The sequence below is a fragment of the Streptomyces sp. NPDC002004 genome, from assembly GCF_053593975.1.
In genome coordinates this window covers 45597-63334 of the sequence record NZ_JBSFDP010000034.1, presented here as the reverse complement: position 1 = coordinate 63334, position 17738 = coordinate 45597, and the positions used below count along the sequence as shown (strand labels likewise).

At 73.9% G+C, this 17738-nt stretch carries 15 protein-coding genes; 6 read left to right on the top strand and 9 right to left on the bottom strand.

Annotated elements, in window-relative coordinates:
- The first annotated feature begins 17 nt into the window (after positions 1–17).
- A complete protein-coding gene (locus tag ACWCP6_RS31295; RefSeq protein ID WP_450935965.1) occupies positions 18–395 on the top strand; it encodes a peptidase inhibitor family I36 protein in 378 nt (125 codons plus the stop codon).
- Positions 396–615: 220 nt separating this feature from the next.
- Here the strand turns inward: ACWCP6_RS31295 and ACWCP6_RS31290 are convergent, their stop codons facing one another.
- Positions 616–2136 carry a hypothetical protein gene (locus ACWCP6_RS31290; RefSeq protein WP_450935964.1) on the bottom strand — a complete coding sequence of 507 codons (1521 nt, stop codon included), beginning with the start codon at positions 2134–2136 and terminating at the stop codon, positions 616–618.
- 160 nt (positions 2137–2296) lie between these two features.
- Between ACWCP6_RS31290 and ACWCP6_RS31285 the strand changes: the two genes are divergently transcribed.
- On the top strand, positions 2297–3535 hold the full coding sequence (locus ACWCP6_RS31285) for a PucR family transcriptional regulator (RefSeq protein ID WP_450935963.1): 1239 nt from the start codon (positions 2297–2299) through the stop codon (positions 3533–3535).
- Between the two features lie 41 nt (positions 3536–3576).
- On the opposite strand, the gene ACWCP6_RS31280 is transcribed toward ACWCP6_RS31285, so the two are convergent.
- Complete coding sequence (locus ACWCP6_RS31280; protein ID WP_450935962.1) at positions 3577–4236, bottom strand: NADPH-dependent FMN reductase; 660 nt, start codon at positions 4234–4236, stop codon at positions 3577–3579.
- A 163-nt stretch (positions 4237–4399) separates the two neighbouring features.
- Entirely contained in the window at positions 4400–5155 is a 756-nt protein-coding gene (locus tag ACWCP6_RS31275; protein ID WP_450935961.1) for a TetR/AcrR family transcriptional regulator, read from the bottom strand.
- Between the two features lie 94 nt (positions 5156–5249).
- On the opposite strand from ACWCP6_RS31275, the gene ACWCP6_RS31270 reads away from it, so the two are divergent.
- The gene (locus tag ACWCP6_RS31270) at positions 5250–6245 is read left to right on the top strand and encodes an aldo/keto reductase (RefSeq protein ID WP_450935960.1); all 996 of its coding nucleotides are present in this window, start codon (positions 5250–5252) and stop codon (positions 6243–6245) included.
- 225 nt (positions 6246–6470) lie between these two features.
- Here ACWCP6_RS31270 and ACWCP6_RS31265 read toward each other — a convergent pair whose 3' ends face one another.
- The gene (locus ACWCP6_RS31265; RefSeq protein ID WP_450935959.1) at positions 6471–7838 is read right to left on the bottom strand and encodes a sensor histidine kinase; all 1368 of its coding nucleotides are present in this window, start codon (positions 7836–7838) and stop codon (positions 6471–6473) included.
- Positions 7831–8526 carry a response regulator transcription factor gene (locus ACWCP6_RS31260; protein WP_450935958.1) on the bottom strand — a complete coding sequence of 232 codons (696 nt, stop codon included), beginning with the start codon at positions 8524–8526 and terminating at the stop codon, positions 7831–7833. Before ACWCP6_RS31260 ends, ACWCP6_RS31265 begins: the two co-directional genes overlap by 8 nt.
- 311 nt (positions 8527–8837) lie before the next feature.
- On the opposite strand from ACWCP6_RS31260, the gene ACWCP6_RS31255 reads away from it, so the two are divergent.
- On the top strand, positions 8838–9176 hold the full coding sequence (locus ACWCP6_RS31255) for a zf-HC2 domain-containing protein (RefSeq protein ID WP_450935957.1): 339 nt from the start codon (positions 8838–8840) through the stop codon (positions 9174–9176).
- 88 nt (positions 9177–9264) lie between these two features.
- Here the strand turns inward: ACWCP6_RS31255 and ACWCP6_RS31250 are convergent, their stop codons facing one another.
- Positions 9265–11175 carry an ABC transporter ATP-binding protein gene (locus ACWCP6_RS31250; RefSeq protein WP_450935979.1) on the bottom strand — a complete coding sequence of 637 codons (1911 nt, stop codon included), beginning with the start codon at positions 11173–11175 and terminating at the stop codon, positions 9265–9267.
- 305 nt (positions 11176–11480) lie between these two features.
- Here ACWCP6_RS31250 and ACWCP6_RS31245 point away from each other — a divergent pair, with 305 nt between their 5' ends.
- Positions 11481–12443 carry a lysylphosphatidylglycerol synthase transmembrane domain-containing protein gene (locus ACWCP6_RS31245; protein ID WP_450935978.1) on the top strand — a complete coding sequence of 321 codons (963 nt, stop codon included), beginning with the start codon at positions 11481–11483 and terminating at the stop codon, positions 12441–12443.
- Between the two features lie 63 nt (positions 12444–12506).
- Positions 12507–13265, top strand: a complete 759-nt coding sequence (locus ACWCP6_RS31240; RefSeq protein ID WP_450935956.1) for a crotonase/enoyl-CoA hydratase family protein — start codon at positions 12507–12509, stop codon at positions 13263–13265.
- A gap of 220 nt (positions 13266–13485) precedes the next feature.
- On the opposite strand, the gene ACWCP6_RS31235 is transcribed toward ACWCP6_RS31240, so the two are convergent.
- The 3 genes from ACWCP6_RS31235 to ACWCP6_RS31225 are packed head-to-tail and all read right to left on the bottom strand — an operon-like array spanning position 13486 to position 17673.
- A complete protein-coding gene (locus ACWCP6_RS31235) occupies positions 13486–14748 on the bottom strand; it encodes an NAD(P)/FAD-dependent oxidoreductase (protein WP_450935955.1) in 1263 nt (420 codons plus the stop codon).
- Complete coding sequence (locus tag ACWCP6_RS31230) at positions 14735–16201, bottom strand: FAD-dependent oxidoreductase (protein WP_450935954.1); 1467 nt, start codon at positions 16199–16201, stop codon at positions 14735–14737. The genes ACWCP6_RS31235 and ACWCP6_RS31230 overlap by 14 nt, the downstream gene beginning before the upstream one ends.
- A 23-nt stretch (positions 16202–16224) precedes the next feature.
- Positions 16225–17673 (bottom strand): FGGY family carbohydrate kinase, encoded by a 1449-nt coding sequence (locus ACWCP6_RS31225; RefSeq protein WP_450935953.1) that lies wholly within the window; start codon positions 17671–17673, stop codon positions 16225–16227.
- Between the last annotated feature and the right edge of the window lie 65 nt (positions 17674–17738).

The following is a 17738-nucleotide window of genomic DNA, read 5'->3' as shown; positions in this document are numbered from 1 at the left end:
GGGGTAACAGCATGCGCATGACCAGGAAGTTCGCAGCCGTGGCCGGCGGCGTCGTGCTGACCGGTGGTCTGCTGGCCGGAAGCGCGGGTGCCGCCGGTGCGGCACAGGCAGCTCCGCAGTCGGCGTCGGACTGTCCGTCGGGCTACTTCTGCGTCTGGTCCGGGCAGAACTACACCGGCCACAGGCAGCAGGTCGCGGGGAGCAACAAGGACCTGACCCAGTACCCGGTCTTCCAGTCCTTCAAGTCCTGGTACAACCACGGCACTTCCTGCGACTTCAAGTGGTTCTCGGCGAAGAACTACGGCGGGTCCAGCGGAATCATCCCGAAGGGGTACAAGACGTCCGACAGCGCGTCCCACTACATCAAGTCCAACACCTGGGTCAACTGCCGCTGACCGGCGGCCCGTCAGACGCAGGAGGGCGGCGCCCCGCCGGGGACGCCGCCCTCGACCGGCCGCAGGACGCCGTCGATCGCGACCACCTCCCGACCCACGTGATGCTCTACTGATCGCCCGGGACCGCCGGTTCCTCAGGGCGATAGCAGGAACGCCTGACTCCGGGTACGCGATGCGCGCACCCGGAGTCAGGCGGTCAGGCGGTCAGGCGGTCAGGCGGTCAGGGGGCGGGCAGGGTGCCCTGTCCGAAGAGCTTGCGCTCGCCGTGCAGGGTGAACGGCGTGGTGCTGAGGTCGATGATGCGTATGCCGAAGATCTTCAGCTGGAGCATCAGCTCGGTCTTCAGGTCGTACCCCGCGGAGAGCGCCCAGGCGGGTGCGCCCTTCGACGCCGCCGCGGCCCTGCCCTTGAGGTAAACGGACAGGTCGCCGCCGACACCGACGGTGTCGTAGAGGTAGACCTTGGCGCCGGCCCCCACGGAGGCGGTGGCGGTGGCGGCCCCTGCGACCTGCGGGCGTCCGCCGTGGGTCGTCTGGTGGGCCTCACGGACGGGCTTCCAGCCCTCCGCACGGTCGTAGCGCGCGCCCAGCGCGAAGGAGCCGGTGGTGTGCTGTTCGGCGTCCAGCACGATCCGGCCGTCGGCGGTCAGCCGGTAGGAGAAGACGACCTCGGCGTTCACCACGACGGGGACGGGGCCGACCCAGAAGGTGTGCTGGCCGGTCACCGCGGCCAGCGGAGTGACGACCTCGCCGCTGTCGACGGCCTTGCGGACCTTTCCGTGCACGTCCCAGTCGTAGGAGTACGAGCCGCCGATGCCGACGGCGGCGTGCTCCGGCAGGATGTTCAGCCCGCCGCGCTTCTCGTACTCGAAGATCAGTTCAGGGCTGAAGCTGATCTTTCCGGCCAGCTTCGCCGCCGACTTGTCCGTCGCCTCGACCCCGGCCGGCAGCGGGACATTGAGCCCCAGACGGAGCGTGGCGAGCTTGGTTGCCGCCGAGCGGGGCAGGCCCTGCGTGGGCTTCACGGGGACCCGCCCGGTCACCGCAGCGAGGCTGCGCGATGCCGGGACGTCCCCGCGCCCCGAGGCCGAGGCCGAGGCCGACGGTGCGGACGGCGGGGACTGCTGCTGCCCGGTCGGCACGGGGGTGGGGGAAGCGGTGCCGGCGGAGGGCCCGGTCTGTCCCGGGCCGGTCGTGGCCTGGGCGCCGGTCTCCGGTGTGACGCCGGGCGACAGGACCCGCACGCGCAGGTCGTCGGCGCTCACGGGGGCCTGCTCATGGACGCTGCGCGCACCGAGCAGTTCCTCGATGGTGGCGGGCGCGGTCGCGACCTCCGTGCCCGTGCCGGAGGAACCGATGACCTTGCTCACCTTGAACAGCGCACCCGAGGGGGCGTGCCGGCTCGGCGCCGCCGCGACGACGTCGCCCGCCCGGACGTGGCCGCCCGCCGACGAGTTGACGACGGCCCGGTGCCGGCTGGTGTCGTAGGAGGTGAGGCGCACGGCCGACGAGGCCTTCCGCGCCTGCGGCTCGGCCGAGGGGCTCGCCACCACGGCGCTGCCCGCGTCGCTGTCGCCGCCGGCGAAGGACGGAGCGGTCGCGGTCGCTCGGGGCTTCGCCGCGGAGGCGGCGTCGTCGGACGAGTCGTTCGACGACAGCAGTGCCTGTGCCGCGAAGCCGGCGGGGACGATCACCCCGAGGGCTGCGGCGGGCACCACGATGCGGCGCCAAGGTCTGGCCATGGGATATTCCTTGTTCCGTGGGAGGTTGCGGATCGGGGCCTGACCGACCCCTTGGTGCCGGGTGCGAAACCCGGACCGCTCCTGAGACCGCCCGCACGCCGGTCCGAACGGTCGGAGTGCCGGGCTCCGCCTAGCTTCTCCGCCGCCGACCGTGGAATCCATGGACGAAGACATCGAGTTGGGGGGATGTGACGTGGAGGTTCGCACATCGGTGCCCGAGGCCGTCGCCGCGCTGGAGGCGGACATCGGCGCCTTGGTGGGGAGTGTCGTGGACCGACTGCGGGCACAGCTGCCGTCCTACGGGGAGATACCCGTCGAGCGGCTCGCGTCGCGTGTGGAGCAGGCCGTGCGCGACGGGCTGACGGTGATACAGGGACTGGCCGCGCGGGACGGGGACCCGATGCGCCAGGCGCACGACATCACGTCGCCGCGGCCCGACGAGCTCGAGTCGATCGGCTACCACCTGCCCACCGAGGACGTCATCACCGCGTACCGGATCGGTGTGGACGTGGTGTGGTCGCGTTTCAGCCGGGAGATGACGGAGCGTCGGGCGGATCCGGCCGAGACGCTGGCCGTCGCGGAGAAGACCTGGAGCTGGGCGGGAGCGATGACCCTGCGCATCCTGCGCCGGCACAACTCCCTGTCCGGGGCGGCGACCGCGGAGGAGAGACGGGTCGAGGCCTACGTCCGGATGTTACTGCTGGATCCCGCCGCGCTCAGCGTGGCCGGATACGGCACCAAGGCACCCGCGTGTCTCACCGACCGTCTGCCGTTCCGGGCGCGTGCGGCCTCCGGCGAGATCGCCGCCGAGGAGGTCACGGAGCTGCTGCGCCCCTGGCTGGCGACGGACGGCGAGGGCCGTCTGCTGGTGACCAGGGTCGAGGGCGACGTGTCCGGTCTGCTGGTGTCACGCCCCACGAGCGCCTCCCGCCGCCTCGTCGTGGGGCTCGGTTCGACGACCGGCCCGCTCGGGCTGGCCGCGGAGTTCACCCGCGCCACGCAGGCGCTCGACACCGCGGTGTCCTTCGGGCTCACCGGTGTCCGCACCTGCGAGGAACTGGGTTTGCGCACGGCGGTCATGACCACTCCGGCGCTCGGCGAGCAGCTGGTGCGGCAGCGGCTCGCGCCGCTCCGGGAGTACGGCGCCGAGGGCGCGGGCGTCGAGGACGCCGTGCGCGCCTATCTGGAACACGGCATGCGGCTGGAGGCAGCGGCACGCAGTCTGTTCGTGCATCCCAACACGCTGCGCAACCGCCTGCGCCGGTTCCAGGAACTGTCCGGCACCAACCTTCGCGATCCCGGTGATCTGGCCGAGGTCTGGTGGGCCCTCGCCCATCGGCGTGTGCACGCGCCACCGCCGGGCACGCACGGGCCCGGTGACGGTCCGTCGGTGGACTGACCGATACGGGCCCGTCGCGGCCCGGCTCGACGAAGCGGGGCTCACTCCTCGGCGCGTTGGGTGATGGGCGCCTCGGTGCGGTCTCCCAGGAACTCGTACCACCGGCGCTCCAGGCAGACGTAGCGGGTGTCGGCCTCGACGAGACTGAGGAAGGACGCCACGGTCTCGGTGAGGCGCTGCTGCGCTCCCGGGTCGGCGAGCGTGCCGTCATCGGCGAAGGCGCCGTAGGAGTTGGCGAGGCTGAACATGTCCGGGTAGACACGGGTGCCGAGGTGTTCCAGGGGCACACGCAGGGCCCACAGACCGCGGTTGCCGCCGACCATGGAGGGCGAGGCGGAGACGAGCATCGCGTGCTTGGTCTTGAAGGGCTGCGGCTGTACCCGCGAGACCCAGTCGATGGCGTTCTTCAGCAGTCCCGGCACGGAGGCGTTGTACTCGGGCGACGAAATCACGAAGGCATCGCACTGCTCCAGGCGTTCACGCAGCGCGAGCGCGCCGTGCGGCAGCCCTTCGGCGGCCTCCAGGTCGCCGTCGTACAGGGGCATGTCGAACTCGCGCATCGTGGCGAGGTCGACGGTGGCGCCCGTGTCCGAGATCAGCCTGGCCACGAGGGCTGCGAGGCGGGCGTTGGCCGATTCGGCCCGCAGGGCCGCGCCGAAGACGAGGACGCGCAGCGGGCGGGGAGGTGTGTCGGTGGGCATGGGTCCCTCCTTCCACATGCGGGGACCCGTGTCGGGCGGGCGCCCCACTGACCAGTGTGGTTCGGGACGGACCGCCGTGCGACAGGGGCAGGGGCCCGACCCGGCCGGCGTCCCTACGCCGCCGTCCGGCAGGCGCCCCCTACGCCGTGGCCGGTGAACGTCCCTACGCCGTCGCACCGCCCGAGGCAGCCAGGCGCCGCAGCCATTCGCGCAGCAGTGCGGCCTCGGCGGGCGTGAACGCCTCGGACAGCTCGGGGAGCCGGGCGGAGAGGGCGAGGGCGTTGGCGGCCACCGCGCCGTCCGTCGCCTCCGGCACTCCGTCCGTGGTCACGGCGGAGAGGACCACGTCGCGGGTCCGGTTGGCCAGACCCGTGTCGCGGGACTCCACGGGGGTGGCGACGAGGGTGAGGACCACGCCGACGCTCGCCGCCTGGATCATCGCGGCGGCCTCGTCGACGGGGAGGCGCAGCCGGCCTGAGCGGGCGACCCGTTCCAGCATGGCGATCAACATCCGGTGCGCCTCCTCACCGGCCGCGGGGCGCTCGCCGGGCCGCACGGCGCCGTACATCAGCACGTAGAACGACGGGTGCGTCAGCCCGAATTCGATGTGCAGGTCCCAGCCCCGGCGCAGGTCCACGACCGGGTCGCCGGAGGTCCCCGCCGTCTGCTTGCTCTCCAGGTAGCGCTCGAACCCGTACGCGGTGACCGCGTCCAGGAGTCCCTGCTTGTCGCCGAAGAGCCGGTAGAGCGTCGGGGCCTGGACTCCTGCCGACTGGGCCACGGCCCGGGTGGACACGGCGTCGCTGCCGCCTTCCGCCAGCAGCTCGGCGGCGGCGACGAGGATCCGCTCGCGGGTGTCGGCACTCCGCTCGGAGGTCTTCCCCGAACTGCTCGTGTCGTCGGTCGTTCCGGCTCTCATGGAATCAACGCTACCCGACCACTGTTACCATCGATGACATCACTGATAACGTCAAAGCGTTATCGTCGATACTCCTCTGTGATGGGACACCCCTGTGAACACCCGCATCCTCGGCACCGGCGGCCCCGCCGTCTCCTCCCTCGGACTCGGCCTCATGGGCATGTCGGACCTGTACGGGCCGGCCGACGAGGCCGAATCCGTCGCCACCGTCCACGCCGCCCTCGACGCCGGCGTGACGCTGCTCGACACCGGCGACTTCTACGGCATGGGCCACAACGAACTGCTGCTCCGTGACGCCCTGCGCGGCCGCAACCGCGAGAACGCCGTGATCAGCGTGAAGTTCGGCGCCCTCCGCGACCCCCTGGGCGGCTGGAGCGGCCACGACGGCCGCCCGGCAGCGGTGAAGAACTTCCTCGCCTACTCGCTGCGCCGCCTCGGCACCGACCACATCGACATCTACCGTCCGGCGCGCCTCGACCCGGACGTGCCGATCGAGGACACGGTCGGCGCCATCGCCGAGATGGTGCAGGCCGGACTCGTCCGGCACATCGGCCTGTCCGAGGTGGGCGCCGAGACCCTGCGCCGCGCCCAGGCCGTGCACCCCATCGCCGATCTGCAGATCGAGTACTCCCTGCTGTCCCGCGGCATCGAGGACTCGATCCTGCCCACGGCCCGCGAGCTGGGCATCGGCATCACCGCGTACGGCGTGCTCTCCCGCGGCCTGCTCTCCGGTCACTGGAGCAGGGGCCGCGAGCTCGGCGCCCAGGACTTCCGCGGCTTCAGCCCGCGCTTCCAGGGCGAGAACCTCGACCGCAACCTCGGCCTCGTCGAGGCCCTGCGCAAGATCGCCGAGGTCAGGGGGGCGACCGTCGCCCAGGTGGCGATCGCCTGGGTCGCGGCGCAGGGCGAGGACATCGTGCCGCTCGTCGGCGCCCGCCGCCGGGACCGCCTGACCGAGACCCTCGGCGCCGAGCGGCTGATGCTCTCCGACGACGACCACGCGGCGATCGAGCAGGCGATCCCCGCGGGTTCCGCCGCCGGGACGCGCTATGCCGCGCCCCAGATGCACCACCTCGACAGCGAGCGCTGATCCCCCGTGGCCGACGCACCGGCGGGTGCCCGACCGATCGCCGGTGCGGCAGTGGCCGGGCGGCGGAGAACCCCGGGCGAGGCCCGGCCGCCGCTCCCCCGCACGCCCGCGTCCGGCGCGTCGGCACGCCCGCGTGGGGCGAGTCGGCACGCCAGGTCACCCGGACCGCGGCCGGCGGCTGTCGGCGCCGTGTCGGCCGCGGCGGGCACTCGCACCGGGCACCGGTCAGGGCGCGGGAAGGGCGGGGATGCGCGTGGTGAAGGTGGCGCCGTTGCCCAACTCGCTCTCACCGGTGAGGGTGCCCCCGTGGGCGGCCGCGAGTTCGGCCGCGACGGCGAGGCCGATCCCCGAACCGTCGGCGCGGGCGGCGCGGCTGCGGAAGAAGCGGTCGAAGATGTGCGGGAGTTCGTCGGCGGGGATGCCGGGACCGGTGTCGGCCACGCGCAGCACGGCCCAGCCGTCCTCCTCGCCCAACGTGATCGTCACCCTGCCCCCCGGGGGCACGAACTTCAGCGCGTTGACCAGCTGGTTGGTGATGATCTGACCCAGCCGCAGCGGATCCCCCTCGACCCGTACGTCCGCCAGGTCGGTCTTGAGGTCGATACCGGCCGCGGCGAAGGAGTCGGAGACGCCGGTGACCGTGTCGGACACGACCGCGGCCAGCGACAGCGGCTCGCGCTCCAGCGTGAAGGCCGCGGCGTCCGCGCAGGCCAGGGCCTCCAGATCGGCGACCAGCCGGCCGAGACGCAGGGACTCCTCGTGCAGCGAGGTGATGACGTCGTCGGTGGGTCTGCTGATGCCGTCCTGGATCGCTTCGAGCTGACTGCGCTGGATGGCGAGCGGGGTGCGCAGCTCGTGGGCGACGTCGGCGGCGAAGGCCCGGCGCAGCTCGTCCTCCCGTGCCACCCGGTCGGCCATGGTGTTGAAGGCGGTGGCCAGTTGGCCGATCTCGTTGTTGGGGACGGTGGTGGCGCGCCGGTCCCGCCGGCCCGCCGCCAGGCCCTCGGCCGCGCGGGTGAGCTCGGCGATGGGGGCGGTGGCCCGGCGCGCGGTGTACACGCCGACGACGAGGGCGAGCAGCGCGGCGCCGAGCGCCCCGCCCGCGAGCAGCCGGTTGACGGAGTTCTGGAAGTTCTTGTCGACGGCGGGGACCATGCCCTTCGGCACGCGCACATGAAGGGTGCCGACCCGGTGCCCGCTCACCGTGACCGCGAGGCTGCACCAGGGCCCGAGCTCGCTCAGCATGCGCCGGTGCATGCCCAACTTCTCGGTGTCCATCCGGATGTCGTCGAGCGACCACACCTTGCGGCCCGAGAGATCCAGCAGCTGGGCCTGGGAGCCGGTCATGGACACGGTCGGGGCGAGCTGGTCCAGCGAACCGGTGTCCCACTGGTGGTCGCGCTCGTAGGCCTCGGCGAAGAGGTCGACCAGCTGCTGCTGACGGGCCCGTTGCTGCTCGCCCAGATAGTCGTCGAAACGGGCGGTGAAGGCGGTGTTGACCAGAACGGCGGTCAGCGCGGCCGTGCCGAAGCCGAGCGCGGCGAAGGCCAGGGCGAGGCGGCGGGCGAACCGGCCGCGCAACAGTTCACGCATCGCGTTCCACCCCCAGCTTGTAGCCGACCCCGGGCACGGTGACGATCACCTGGGACGGGGGGCTGTCGACAAGTTTGCGGCGCAGGTTCTTCACATGCACGTCGATGGTCCGCTCGTACGCGTCGAAGGCGTGCCCCTGGACGCGGCCCACCAGCTCCATTCGGGTCCAGGCCTTGCCGGGGCGGGAGGCGAGGGCGGTCAGCAGGTCGAACTCGCTGCGGGTGAGGTCGACCGGCAGCCCGTCGGCGTGCACCTCACGGCGCTCGCTGTCGATGCGCAGCCGGCCCTGCCCGTAGGAGGCCGCCTCGGTGATGTCCGCGCGAGGACCACGGGCGCGGCGCAGCACGGCCTCCACCCGTGCGACCAGCTCCCGCGGGCTGAACGGCTTGACCACGTAGTCGTCCGCTCCGAGCCGCAGCCCCGTCACCCTGTCGTTCTCACCCGCCTTGGCGGTGAGCACCACGATCGGAACGTCGCTCGTCCGGCGCATAAGGCGTGCCACCTCCTCGCCCGGCACGCCGGGCAGGCCGAGGTCGAGCACGACCAGGTCGGGGTGGGAGGTGGCCATGAGGTCCAGTGCGGCGCGGCCGTCGGCCGCCTCCAGCACCGCGTATCCGTCACGCTCCAGGTAGTCGCGCAGCAGCGCGCGCAGTTTGGCTTCGTCGTCTACGACCAGCACCGTCGCCATTCCGGGTGCACCTTTCCTCGTACGTCCCCCGGCTCGACGCGGCCGGCGTCGCCGTGGGCCGAGCCCTACCCCCCAGGGGTAGCAAAGGCGCGCGGCGACGGCGAAGTCGGTTGCTCCAGGTAGTGCTATGCGCCACCGGCGGACGGCGGCCAGTCGTACGTGAGCGCCAGCCGCGCCCCGGGCGGGTTCCCGGGACGCACATGGCCCGCGCATCGCATGCTCACCACGTCTTCACACCCCTCGGTCTACCGTGCCGGTATGCCCGCAGAAACGGGACATGTCCGCAGCGCCGGGACAGAGAGGACACCGCCATGTTCGCCTCGCTCCAGGAATGCCGCACGATCCGTGAACTGCTGGCCGGGTACGCGTTGGGCGCCCTCGCCCCCGACGATGCGCTGCCGGTCCGTGTCCATCTGGCGACCTGTACCGGCTGCCGCGACGAACACGAGTGCCTCGCGGCCGTCTCCGCCCACCTGCCCCTGCTGCGCGCCGCCCTGGCCCGGGACACCGGCCGCCAGCTCGCCGCACGCTACGCACCCGCCCGGCCGCCGGCCGCGGCCCGCCGCCATATGAGCCGCCAGGCCTGTCCTGCCAGGGCCGCCTCCACCGTGCCCGCCCCGAACCGCTTCCCCGGCTGCGTTCCTCGTTGAGTCCGCGCGACCCACGGGCGGGCGGCGTCCCCTGGGCGCCCCGTGCCTCACGGCGGGCGGCGCACCCCTGGGTGCGCCGCCCGCCCGTTCACACGACCGCGCCCTCCTCCTCCGCCGCACCCACGGCCCCGCGGGGCGTCCGCCCGTGCTCGACGAACTGGGTCCGGTAGAGCTCCGCGTAGCGCCCGCCGAGGGCGAGCAGCTCCTCGTGGGTGCCGCGCTCGGCGATACGGCCGCCTTCGACGACGAGGATCTGGTCGGCGGCGCGGACCGTGGACAGCCGGTGTGCGATGACGACGGCCGTGCGCCCCTGGAGCGCCTCGGCGAGCGCCTCCTGCACGGCCGCCTCGGAGGTGTTGTCGAGGTGCGCGGTGGCCTCGTCCAGGACGACGACGCGCTGCCGGGCCAGCAGCAGCCGGGCGATCGTCATGCGCTGGCGCTCCCCGCCGGAGAGCCGGTAGCCGCGCTCCCCGACGACGGTGTCGAGCCCGTCGGGCAGCTCGCGCACGAGGTCGTCGAGCCGGGCCCGGCGCAGCACGTCCCACAGCTCGTCGTCGGTCGCCCCGGGCCGGGCCAGCAGCAGGTTCGCCCGGACCGAGTCGTGGAACAGGTGGCCGTCCTGGGTGACCATGCCGAGCGTGGCGCGCAGGGATGCCGCGGACACGTCGCGCACATCGGTGCCACCGATGCGGACGGTGCCCTCGTCGGCGTCGTACAGCCGGGGCAGCAGCTGCGCGATGGTCGACTTGCCGGCGCCGGAGGAGCCGACGAGCGCGACCGTCTGGCCGGGCTCGGCGCGGAACGAGATGCCGTGCAGGACCTCGGCGCCGCCGCGTGTGTCGAGGCTCGCGACCTCTTCGAGGGAGGCGAGGGAGACCTTGTCGGCGGACGGGTAGCCGAAGCGGACGTTCTCGAACGCGACGGACACGGGGCCGTTCGGCAGGGGCCGGGCGTCCGGCTTCTCATGGATGAGCGGTTCGAGATCCAGCACCTCGAACACGCGCTCGAATGAAACGAGGGCGCTCATCACCTCGACCCGGGCCCCGGCCAGCGAGGTGAGCGGTGCGTACAGCCGGGTGAGGAGCAGGGCGAGCGAGACGACGGCGCCCGGTTCCAGGCTGCCGTGCAGGGCGAACCAGCCGCCGAGGCCGTAGACCAGGGCGAGCGCGAGGGCCGAGACCAGCGTCAGCGCGGTGATGAACGCCGACTGCGCCATGGCCGTGCGGACACCGATGTCGCGCACCCGGCGCGCCCGCGCGGCGAACTCGACGGACTCCTCGTCGGGCCGCCCGAAGAGCTTCACCAGGGTGGCCCCCGGGGCCGTGAACCGCTCGGTCATCCGGGTTCCCATGGCCGCGTTGAGGTCGGCCGCCTCGCGCTGGAGGCGGGCCATCCGGGTCCCCATGCGGCGGGCGGGCACGACGAACACCGGCAGCAGGACCAGCGCGAGCAGTGTGATCTGCCACGACAGCGTGAGCATCACGGCGAGCGTGAGCAGCAGGGTCACCAGATTGCCCACGACGCCGGAGAGCGTGTTGCTGAAGGCGCGCTGGGCGCCGATCACGTCGTTGTTGAGACGGCTGACGAGGGCGCCGGTGCGAGTGCGGGTGAAGAAGGCCACCGGCATGCGCTGGACATGGTCGAAGACGGCCGTGCGCAGGTCGAGGATCAGCCCCTCGCCGAGGTTCGCGGACAGAAAGCGGTTCAGCAGTCCGATCCCGGCCTCCGCCAGCGCGATGACGGCGATCAGCAGGGCGATCCGGACGACGACGCCCGGATCGGCGCCGTGCACGATCGCGTCGACGACCCGGCCCGCGAGGACCGGCGTCGCGACGGCGAGCAGCGCTCCGACGATGCTGAGCAGCACGAACTGGGCGATACGGCGGCGATGCGGCCGGGCGAAGGCGCCTATGCGGCGCAGGGTCGCCCGGGCGAACGGGCGGCTGTCCCGCTGCGCGTTCATGACGCTGTGCAGCTGGGTCCAGGCGGTGGTCTCCATGCTCATGGGACGACCGTAGAACCTCAACCATTCTTCAGGTCAAGAGATGCCGTGCCACCGGGCGTCAGCCGCGCGTTCGTCGTGTCAGCCGCCCGGCGCGCAGTTGACCGGCGTGTCAGCGGGCGTCCTCGTGCACGCAACCCGACGTTGGTGCGGTGCGGAAAACCTCTGTGACTGTGACGGCTGTACGCGTTCCCCCCGCGCTCACGCGCCATCTGTCCCGCCGCGCGGACGGCGCACGCCCGCTGCCCCGCCGCGCCCAGGGCGCCACGGGAGAGCCGGCCCGTGCCGACGGCGCACTCCCACTGCGCCGCCGTGCCGAGGGCGCGCGCCGGCTGTCCCGGCTGCCCGTCCGCCAGGTGCTCTGTCTGCTGCCGCTCGCCCTCGTCGCGGTGGTGGCCGTGCAGCACCGGGCACTGCTGGCGGAGGGATTCGGAAAGCTGGGCGTGGCAGAGTGGCCGTGGCTGGTCGCGGCGGCGGGCACGACGTGTCTGGCCTGGGTGGCGGCGGCGTGCACCCGACAGGGTGCGGTGGTCGAGCGGCTGCCCGCGCTGCGCCTGCTGGCCGCGCAGTTCGCCTCGTCGGCGGCGAACCACATGCTGCCGAGCGGACTCGGTGCGAGCGCGGTGAATCTCCGCTTCATGACGGTGTGCGGCGTCCCGCTCGCCCGGTCCTCGGCCGCGCTCGCCCTCTACCTCCTCGCCGAATCGGTCGGCCGTGTGGGTCTGCTGGTCGCCCTGCTCGCCGCCTTCCCCGACGCCCTGCACCTCGGCACCCTCGTCCCGCACGGCGCCGTGGGGCCGCTGCTCCTCGCGGTCGCGGCGGGGCTCGCCGCAGCGGTCCTGGTCCTCGCGCTGGTGCGCCGCGTCCGTACCGCCGTGCTCGGCTTCCTGCGCACCTCGCTCGGCGAACTCCGCTCCGTGCACACCCGGCCGTCGCGCCTGTTCGCCCTGTGGGGCGGCGCCCTCGCCTTCCCGGCCTTCCAGGCGGGGGGACTGGTCGCGGTCGGCATGGCCATGGGACTGCCGGTGCCGCCCGCGCACATGGCGGTGGCCTACCTCGCGGCCACGGTCGCCGTCGCCCTCGTCCCCACGCCCGGCGGCCTCGGGTCGGTCGAGGCGGCCCTCGTGGTCGCCCTGGTCGCCGCGGGCGGCCCGGCGGCCGTCGCCACGGGGGTGGTCCTGGCGTACCGCATCATCACGGTGTGGCTGCCCCTGCTGCCGGGGGCGCTGACGCTCGGGGCGCTGGTCCGGCTCAAGGTCATCTGAGTACCCTCACGACGCGTCGGCCCGCACTGGGCGCGCAACCGCCGAGGAGAGGGGTCCGCCGGTATGCCGGTCCGCACTGAACGCGAGGGGTACGTCACCACGGTCGTCCTGTCCCGGCCGGAGGTGCGCAACGCCGTCGACGGGCCGACGGCCGCCGAACTCGCCGCGGCCTTCCGGGCGTTCGACGAGGACGAGAACGCGCGGGTCGCGGTGCTGTGGGGCGAGGGCGGCACGTTCTGCGCGGGCGCCGACCTCAAGGCGATCGGTACGGAGCGCGGCAACCGCGTCGCCGAGGACGGCGACGGCCCCATGGGCCCGACCCGGATGCGGCTGTCGAAGCCCGTGATCGCGGCGGTGAGCGGCCACGCCGTGGCGGGTGGGCTGGAACTCGCCCTCTGGTGCGATCTGCGCGTCGTCGAGGAGGACGCGGTGTTCGGGGTGTTCTGCCGCAGGTGGGGGGTCCCGCTCATCGACGGCGGCACGGTACGGCTGCCCCGCCTGATCGGCACCAGCCACGCCATGGACATGATCCTCACCGGGCGCCCGGTGTCGGCCGCCGAGGCCCGGACGACGGGACTCGCCAACCGGGTCGTGCCTCCCGGCCGCGCCCGCGCCGAGGCGGAGGCCCTCGCCGCCGAGATCGCCCGCTTCCCGCAGGCCTGCCTGCGCTCCGACCGTGCGTCGGCGCTCGACCAGGAGGGCCTGCCCGAGCCCGGGGCCATGGCCGGCGAACTGCGCCACGGCGCGGGCGTCCTGGAGGAGAGCCTGAAGGGCGCGGCCCGCTTCGCGTCGGGGGCCGGACGGCACGGGTCCTTCACCTGACCCGCCACGGCCGCCCGGCACACACGGCACTCGGGCCCGCCACGGCCACCGAGGCGGGTCGGTCACCCGATGCGGTCGGTCACCGGGCCGGTAAGCCGCCCTGCCGGCCCGGTGGACCGCCCCGCCGGCCCCGCCGTCACCCGGCCGGTCGCGTCGGTCACCAGGCCGGTCCCGTCGGTCACCCGGCCGGTCCCGTCGGTCACCCGGCCGGTCCCGTGGGTCACCAGGCCGAGATCCGCACCGGCCCGCCCTCGGGGTCCACTCGCTCCGCCCAGTGGGCCCCAATCCGGAGCGGTCTGTTCGGCACGGCGGTACGCCAGTGCCGTTCCTCGTGCAGGCGGTGGCCGTCCTGGGTCACCAGGAGCCTCGGGCGCGGCAGGAAGGCGGCCGTGCGCAAGGTGAGCCGGTCGTACACGGCGTCGGGGGCGATGCGGTGGGGCGCCGCCCAGCGCAACGGCGGGACCGCCTCGACCGGGACGCCCGTGCCGGGCGGCCAGTGGCCGGTGGTCAGGAACTCCGCCACGCGGGCCCCGGCGCTCCTGCCTTCGCGGGCCGCCGCACCGGCGCTCTCCACGGCGTGCAGCAGGTTGCCGACGGCGAACACACCGCGCCGGGAGGTGCGGAACGCCGCGTCGACCGCGGGACCGCGCGTCCCGGGGTCGATGTCGAGGCCGCCCCGGCGGGCGAGTTCGTGCTCGGGCACGAAGTCCCCCGTGAAGACGACGGTGTCACAGGCGAGGGTCGCGCTCCGGCCGTCCGCGCGGCGGATCCCGACTCCGGCGAGGCGTCCGCGGCCGTACAGCCGGGTCACGGTCGTGCCCGTGAGCAGCGGCACCCCGCACCGCAGGCGGGCGTCCATGACGCGTGACCGGGGCGCCTGGGCCCGTGGCAGATCGGTGACCAGGGCGACGACCTCGGCGCCGGACTGCCGGAGCGTGTCCGCCGCGTGGAAGGAGACGGGCTCGGCCCCGACGACCACGGCACGCCGGCCGACGGACCGTCCGTACCGGTGGACCAGCTGCTGGAGCTCTCCGGTGGTGAGGACGCCGGCGGGCCGCGTGCCGGGGACGAGCCGCGCGCTGCGCGGCCGTTCGCGGGCCCCGGTGGCAAGCACGACGGCCCGCGCCGTGATCCGCTCGGGACCGCACGGACCGGTGGTGTCGACGGCGGGCGACTCGCGCGGCCGGTCCCGTGATGTGCCCATGGGCGGATGGGGTCCGGGTGCCCAGTCGAGCACCGTCACGCCCGTGCCGATCACCGCGCCCGCCCGCACCGCGTCCTCGACGGCCCGGCGCGCGTAGTCGGGGCCCGTCAGCCACGGCGCTCCGAAGCCTCCGTGGCCGCAGTGCCGGGGCGCTCCTCCGGCCCACTGCTCCCGCTCGACCGCCTCGGCCCGCACCCCGTGCGCCGCCAGGTGTGCGGCCGCCGCGAGCCCGGAGGGCCCGGCGCCCACGACGAGGACGTCGACGCTACGCATCCGCATGGCCGCTGCCCGCTCCTTCCTCCGTGCCGGGCTCTTCGGCCGGCCCCGTCCCCGCCCCGCCGTCCCCTCCCCGTTCGAACAACTCCCGCACCGCCGCTCCGCAGTAGAACCCCTGGCAGCGCCCGGCCCGGGCCCGGGTGCGGCGGCGCAGGCCGTCCAGCGTCGCCGGGGGGATGGGGCCGGCCAGGGCGTCGCGGATCTCGCCCCGCGACACGCGTTCGCAGTGGCACACGAGGGTGCCGTAGGCGGGATCGGCGGCGACGAGCCCGGCGTGCTGATGGGGGCGGGGGGACGCCTCGCCGAGACCGGGCATGCGGACGGCGGGCAGGGCGCGGGCGGGTCCGAGAGCGAGGCCCAGGCCGGCCAGCAGTCCGGTGACGTGCGCGGCGATCCCCATCGACGCCGTCAGCCCGGTGGAGCGGATACCGCCCACGGTCACGGTGCGGTCGTCGGCGTGGGCCCGAATCCGGTAGTCGTCGTGTTCGGTCGCCGCGCGCAGCCCCGCGTAGACCGCCGTGACCTCCTCCTCCAGGAGCTCCGGGAGGATACGGCGGCCCTTCTCGCGCAGCAGGGCCAGCCCTTCGGCCGTGGACTCGGTGGCGGCCTTGTCGTCCAGGTCCTCGGCGGTCGGTCCGAGCAGCACGTTGCCGTACACGGTCGGCGCGACGAGCACGCCCTTGCCGAGGGCCGTCGGAACCGGCAGCAGGATGTGGCGGACCAGCCCCCTGGCGAGCTTGTCGAACACGATCAGCTGACCGCGGCGCGGGCGCACCGTGAAGTCGTCGTGGCCGAGCACGCGGTCGAGCTCGTCGGCGTGCAGGCCCGCGGCGTTGACCAGGTAGCGGGCGCGCAGGGTGCCCCGGGAGGTGCCCAGCCGGTGGTCTCCGTCCTCCCGGTCGGCCGTCTCCACCCGGCAGTCGAGGTGCAGATGCACCCCGGCGCGTACCGCCTGGGTCGCATGGGCGAGCGTCGTCGTCCAGGGACAGACGACGCTCTCGCCGGGGACGGCGAGGGCACCGAGCGCGCCCGGTCCCAGGTGGGGTTCGAGGGTGCGCAGTTCGTCGGGGCCGATGATCCGGGTGTCGTGGCAGCCGTTGCGTTCGGCCTTCTCGACCAGGCGCGGCAGGGTCGCGAGCTGTTCCTCGTCCCAGGCCACCAGCAGCGCACCGACCGGTTCGACGGGGATGCCGGCCTCGGCGGCGTACGCGGCGAGGCGCCGTGCCCCGTCCCGTACCAGCCGTGACTCGAGCGAGCCGGGCACGGCGTCGAAACCGGTGTGCAGGATCGCCGTGTTGGCCTTGGAGGTGGCGTCGCCGACGTCGTCCCGGGCCTCGACGAGGGCGATGCTGAGCCCGGCGTGCCGGGCGAGTTCGCGGGCGATCGCGCAGCCGACGACCCCGGCGCCGACGACGGCCACGTCGTACGTCCGGCCGGCCGGCGCCCCCAGGGGCATGCCCCGCCTCGTGACCGTCACCGTCACGGCCGCTGCACCGGCGTACGGGCCGTCAGGGCGTCGACCGCCGCGCGGAAGCCGGCGAGGCGGTCCGCGGCCTCGCTCGCGGAGATCCGCGGTTCGTACACCGCGGCGGGCTGCCACTGCGGTACCGCATCGTCCACGCTCAGGCCCGGATCGATGCCGACGCGGGCGAGCGCGCCGACGCCCAGCGCCGTCGCATCGGGCAGCGCCGAGACCTCGACGGGGCGTTGCAGCAGGTCGGCCTGGGTCTGCATGAGGAGCGCCGAGCGGGTGAGGCCGCCGTCGACGCGGAGGGCGGTGAGCGGTTCGCCGAGGTCGGCTGCCGCCGCGTCGGCCAGTGCGGCGACCTGTGCGGCGATGCCGTCGCACAGGGCGCGCACGACATGGCCGGGCGTGGTGTCGAGGCCGAGTCCGGTCAGCGAGCCGCGCAGGTCGCCGCGCCACCAGGGGGCGGCGAGCCCGGCCAGCGCGGGTACGAACGTGACCCCTGCGCTGTCGGGCACGGCCGAGCCGACCCGGTCGAGGTCCGCGGCGCCGGAGATCACGCCGAGGCCGGCCAGCCAGTCGACGGCGGACGCGGCGGCGAACACCTGCCCGTCGAGGCAGTAGCTGGTGTCCCCGGCGAGCCGCCAGGCGACGCAGCTGACCAGTCCGGAGGTGCCCCGCCTGGGCCGTGCGCCGGTGTGGGCGAGCAGGAACGCGCCGGTGCCGTAGGTGCACTTCGCGGTGCCGGGTGCGGTGACCCGCTGGGCCAGCAGGGCGGCCTGCTGGTCGACCAGCAGGCCGGTGAGCGGGAGTTCGGGGCCGAACGCCGTCGTGGTGCCGACCGGTCCGGCGGCGTCGACCACCTCCGGGAGGCGTTCCCCGCCGAGCCCGAAGGCGTCCAGTGCGGCCGGTGCCCAGTGCACGCCGTCGAGGTCGAGGAGCTGGGTGCGTCCCGCGGTCGCCGCGTCGGTGACGAACGCCCCGGTGAGCCGGTGGATCAGCCAGGAGTCGCTGGTGGTGACGACCCCCTCCCGGGTGAGGTGGCGGCGGATCCAGGTCATCTTCGGCGCGGCGAAGTACGGATCGAGGGGAAGTCCGGTGAGCTGTCGCAACTCGTCTGCGTACGGGGCGAGTTCCGCGCACACGGTCTCGGCGCGCTTGTCCTGCCACACGATGGCTTCGGTCAGCGGCCGGCCGGTCGCCGGGTCCCAGGCGAGGACGGTCTCCCCCTGGTTGGCCAGTCCGACGGCGGCGACGGGTTCGGCGGCATCGGCTAGCGCCCTGCGCCCGGCCTCGACGACGGAGTCGTAGAGGTGCCCGGGCTCCACCTCGACCCGGCCGCCGGGGAGATGGCGGGGGCGTACGGGTGCGGTGCCGGCACCGATGACACCGCGCTCGGGGTGGACGACGAGGGCCTTCGTGCCGGAGGTGCCCTGGTCGACGGCGAGTACCGCCCTTGTCATCGTCCACCCTTCATCAGGGGTTGTCAGTGATCACCGCGCGACAGCCTGCTGCAGGCCGTAGCGGC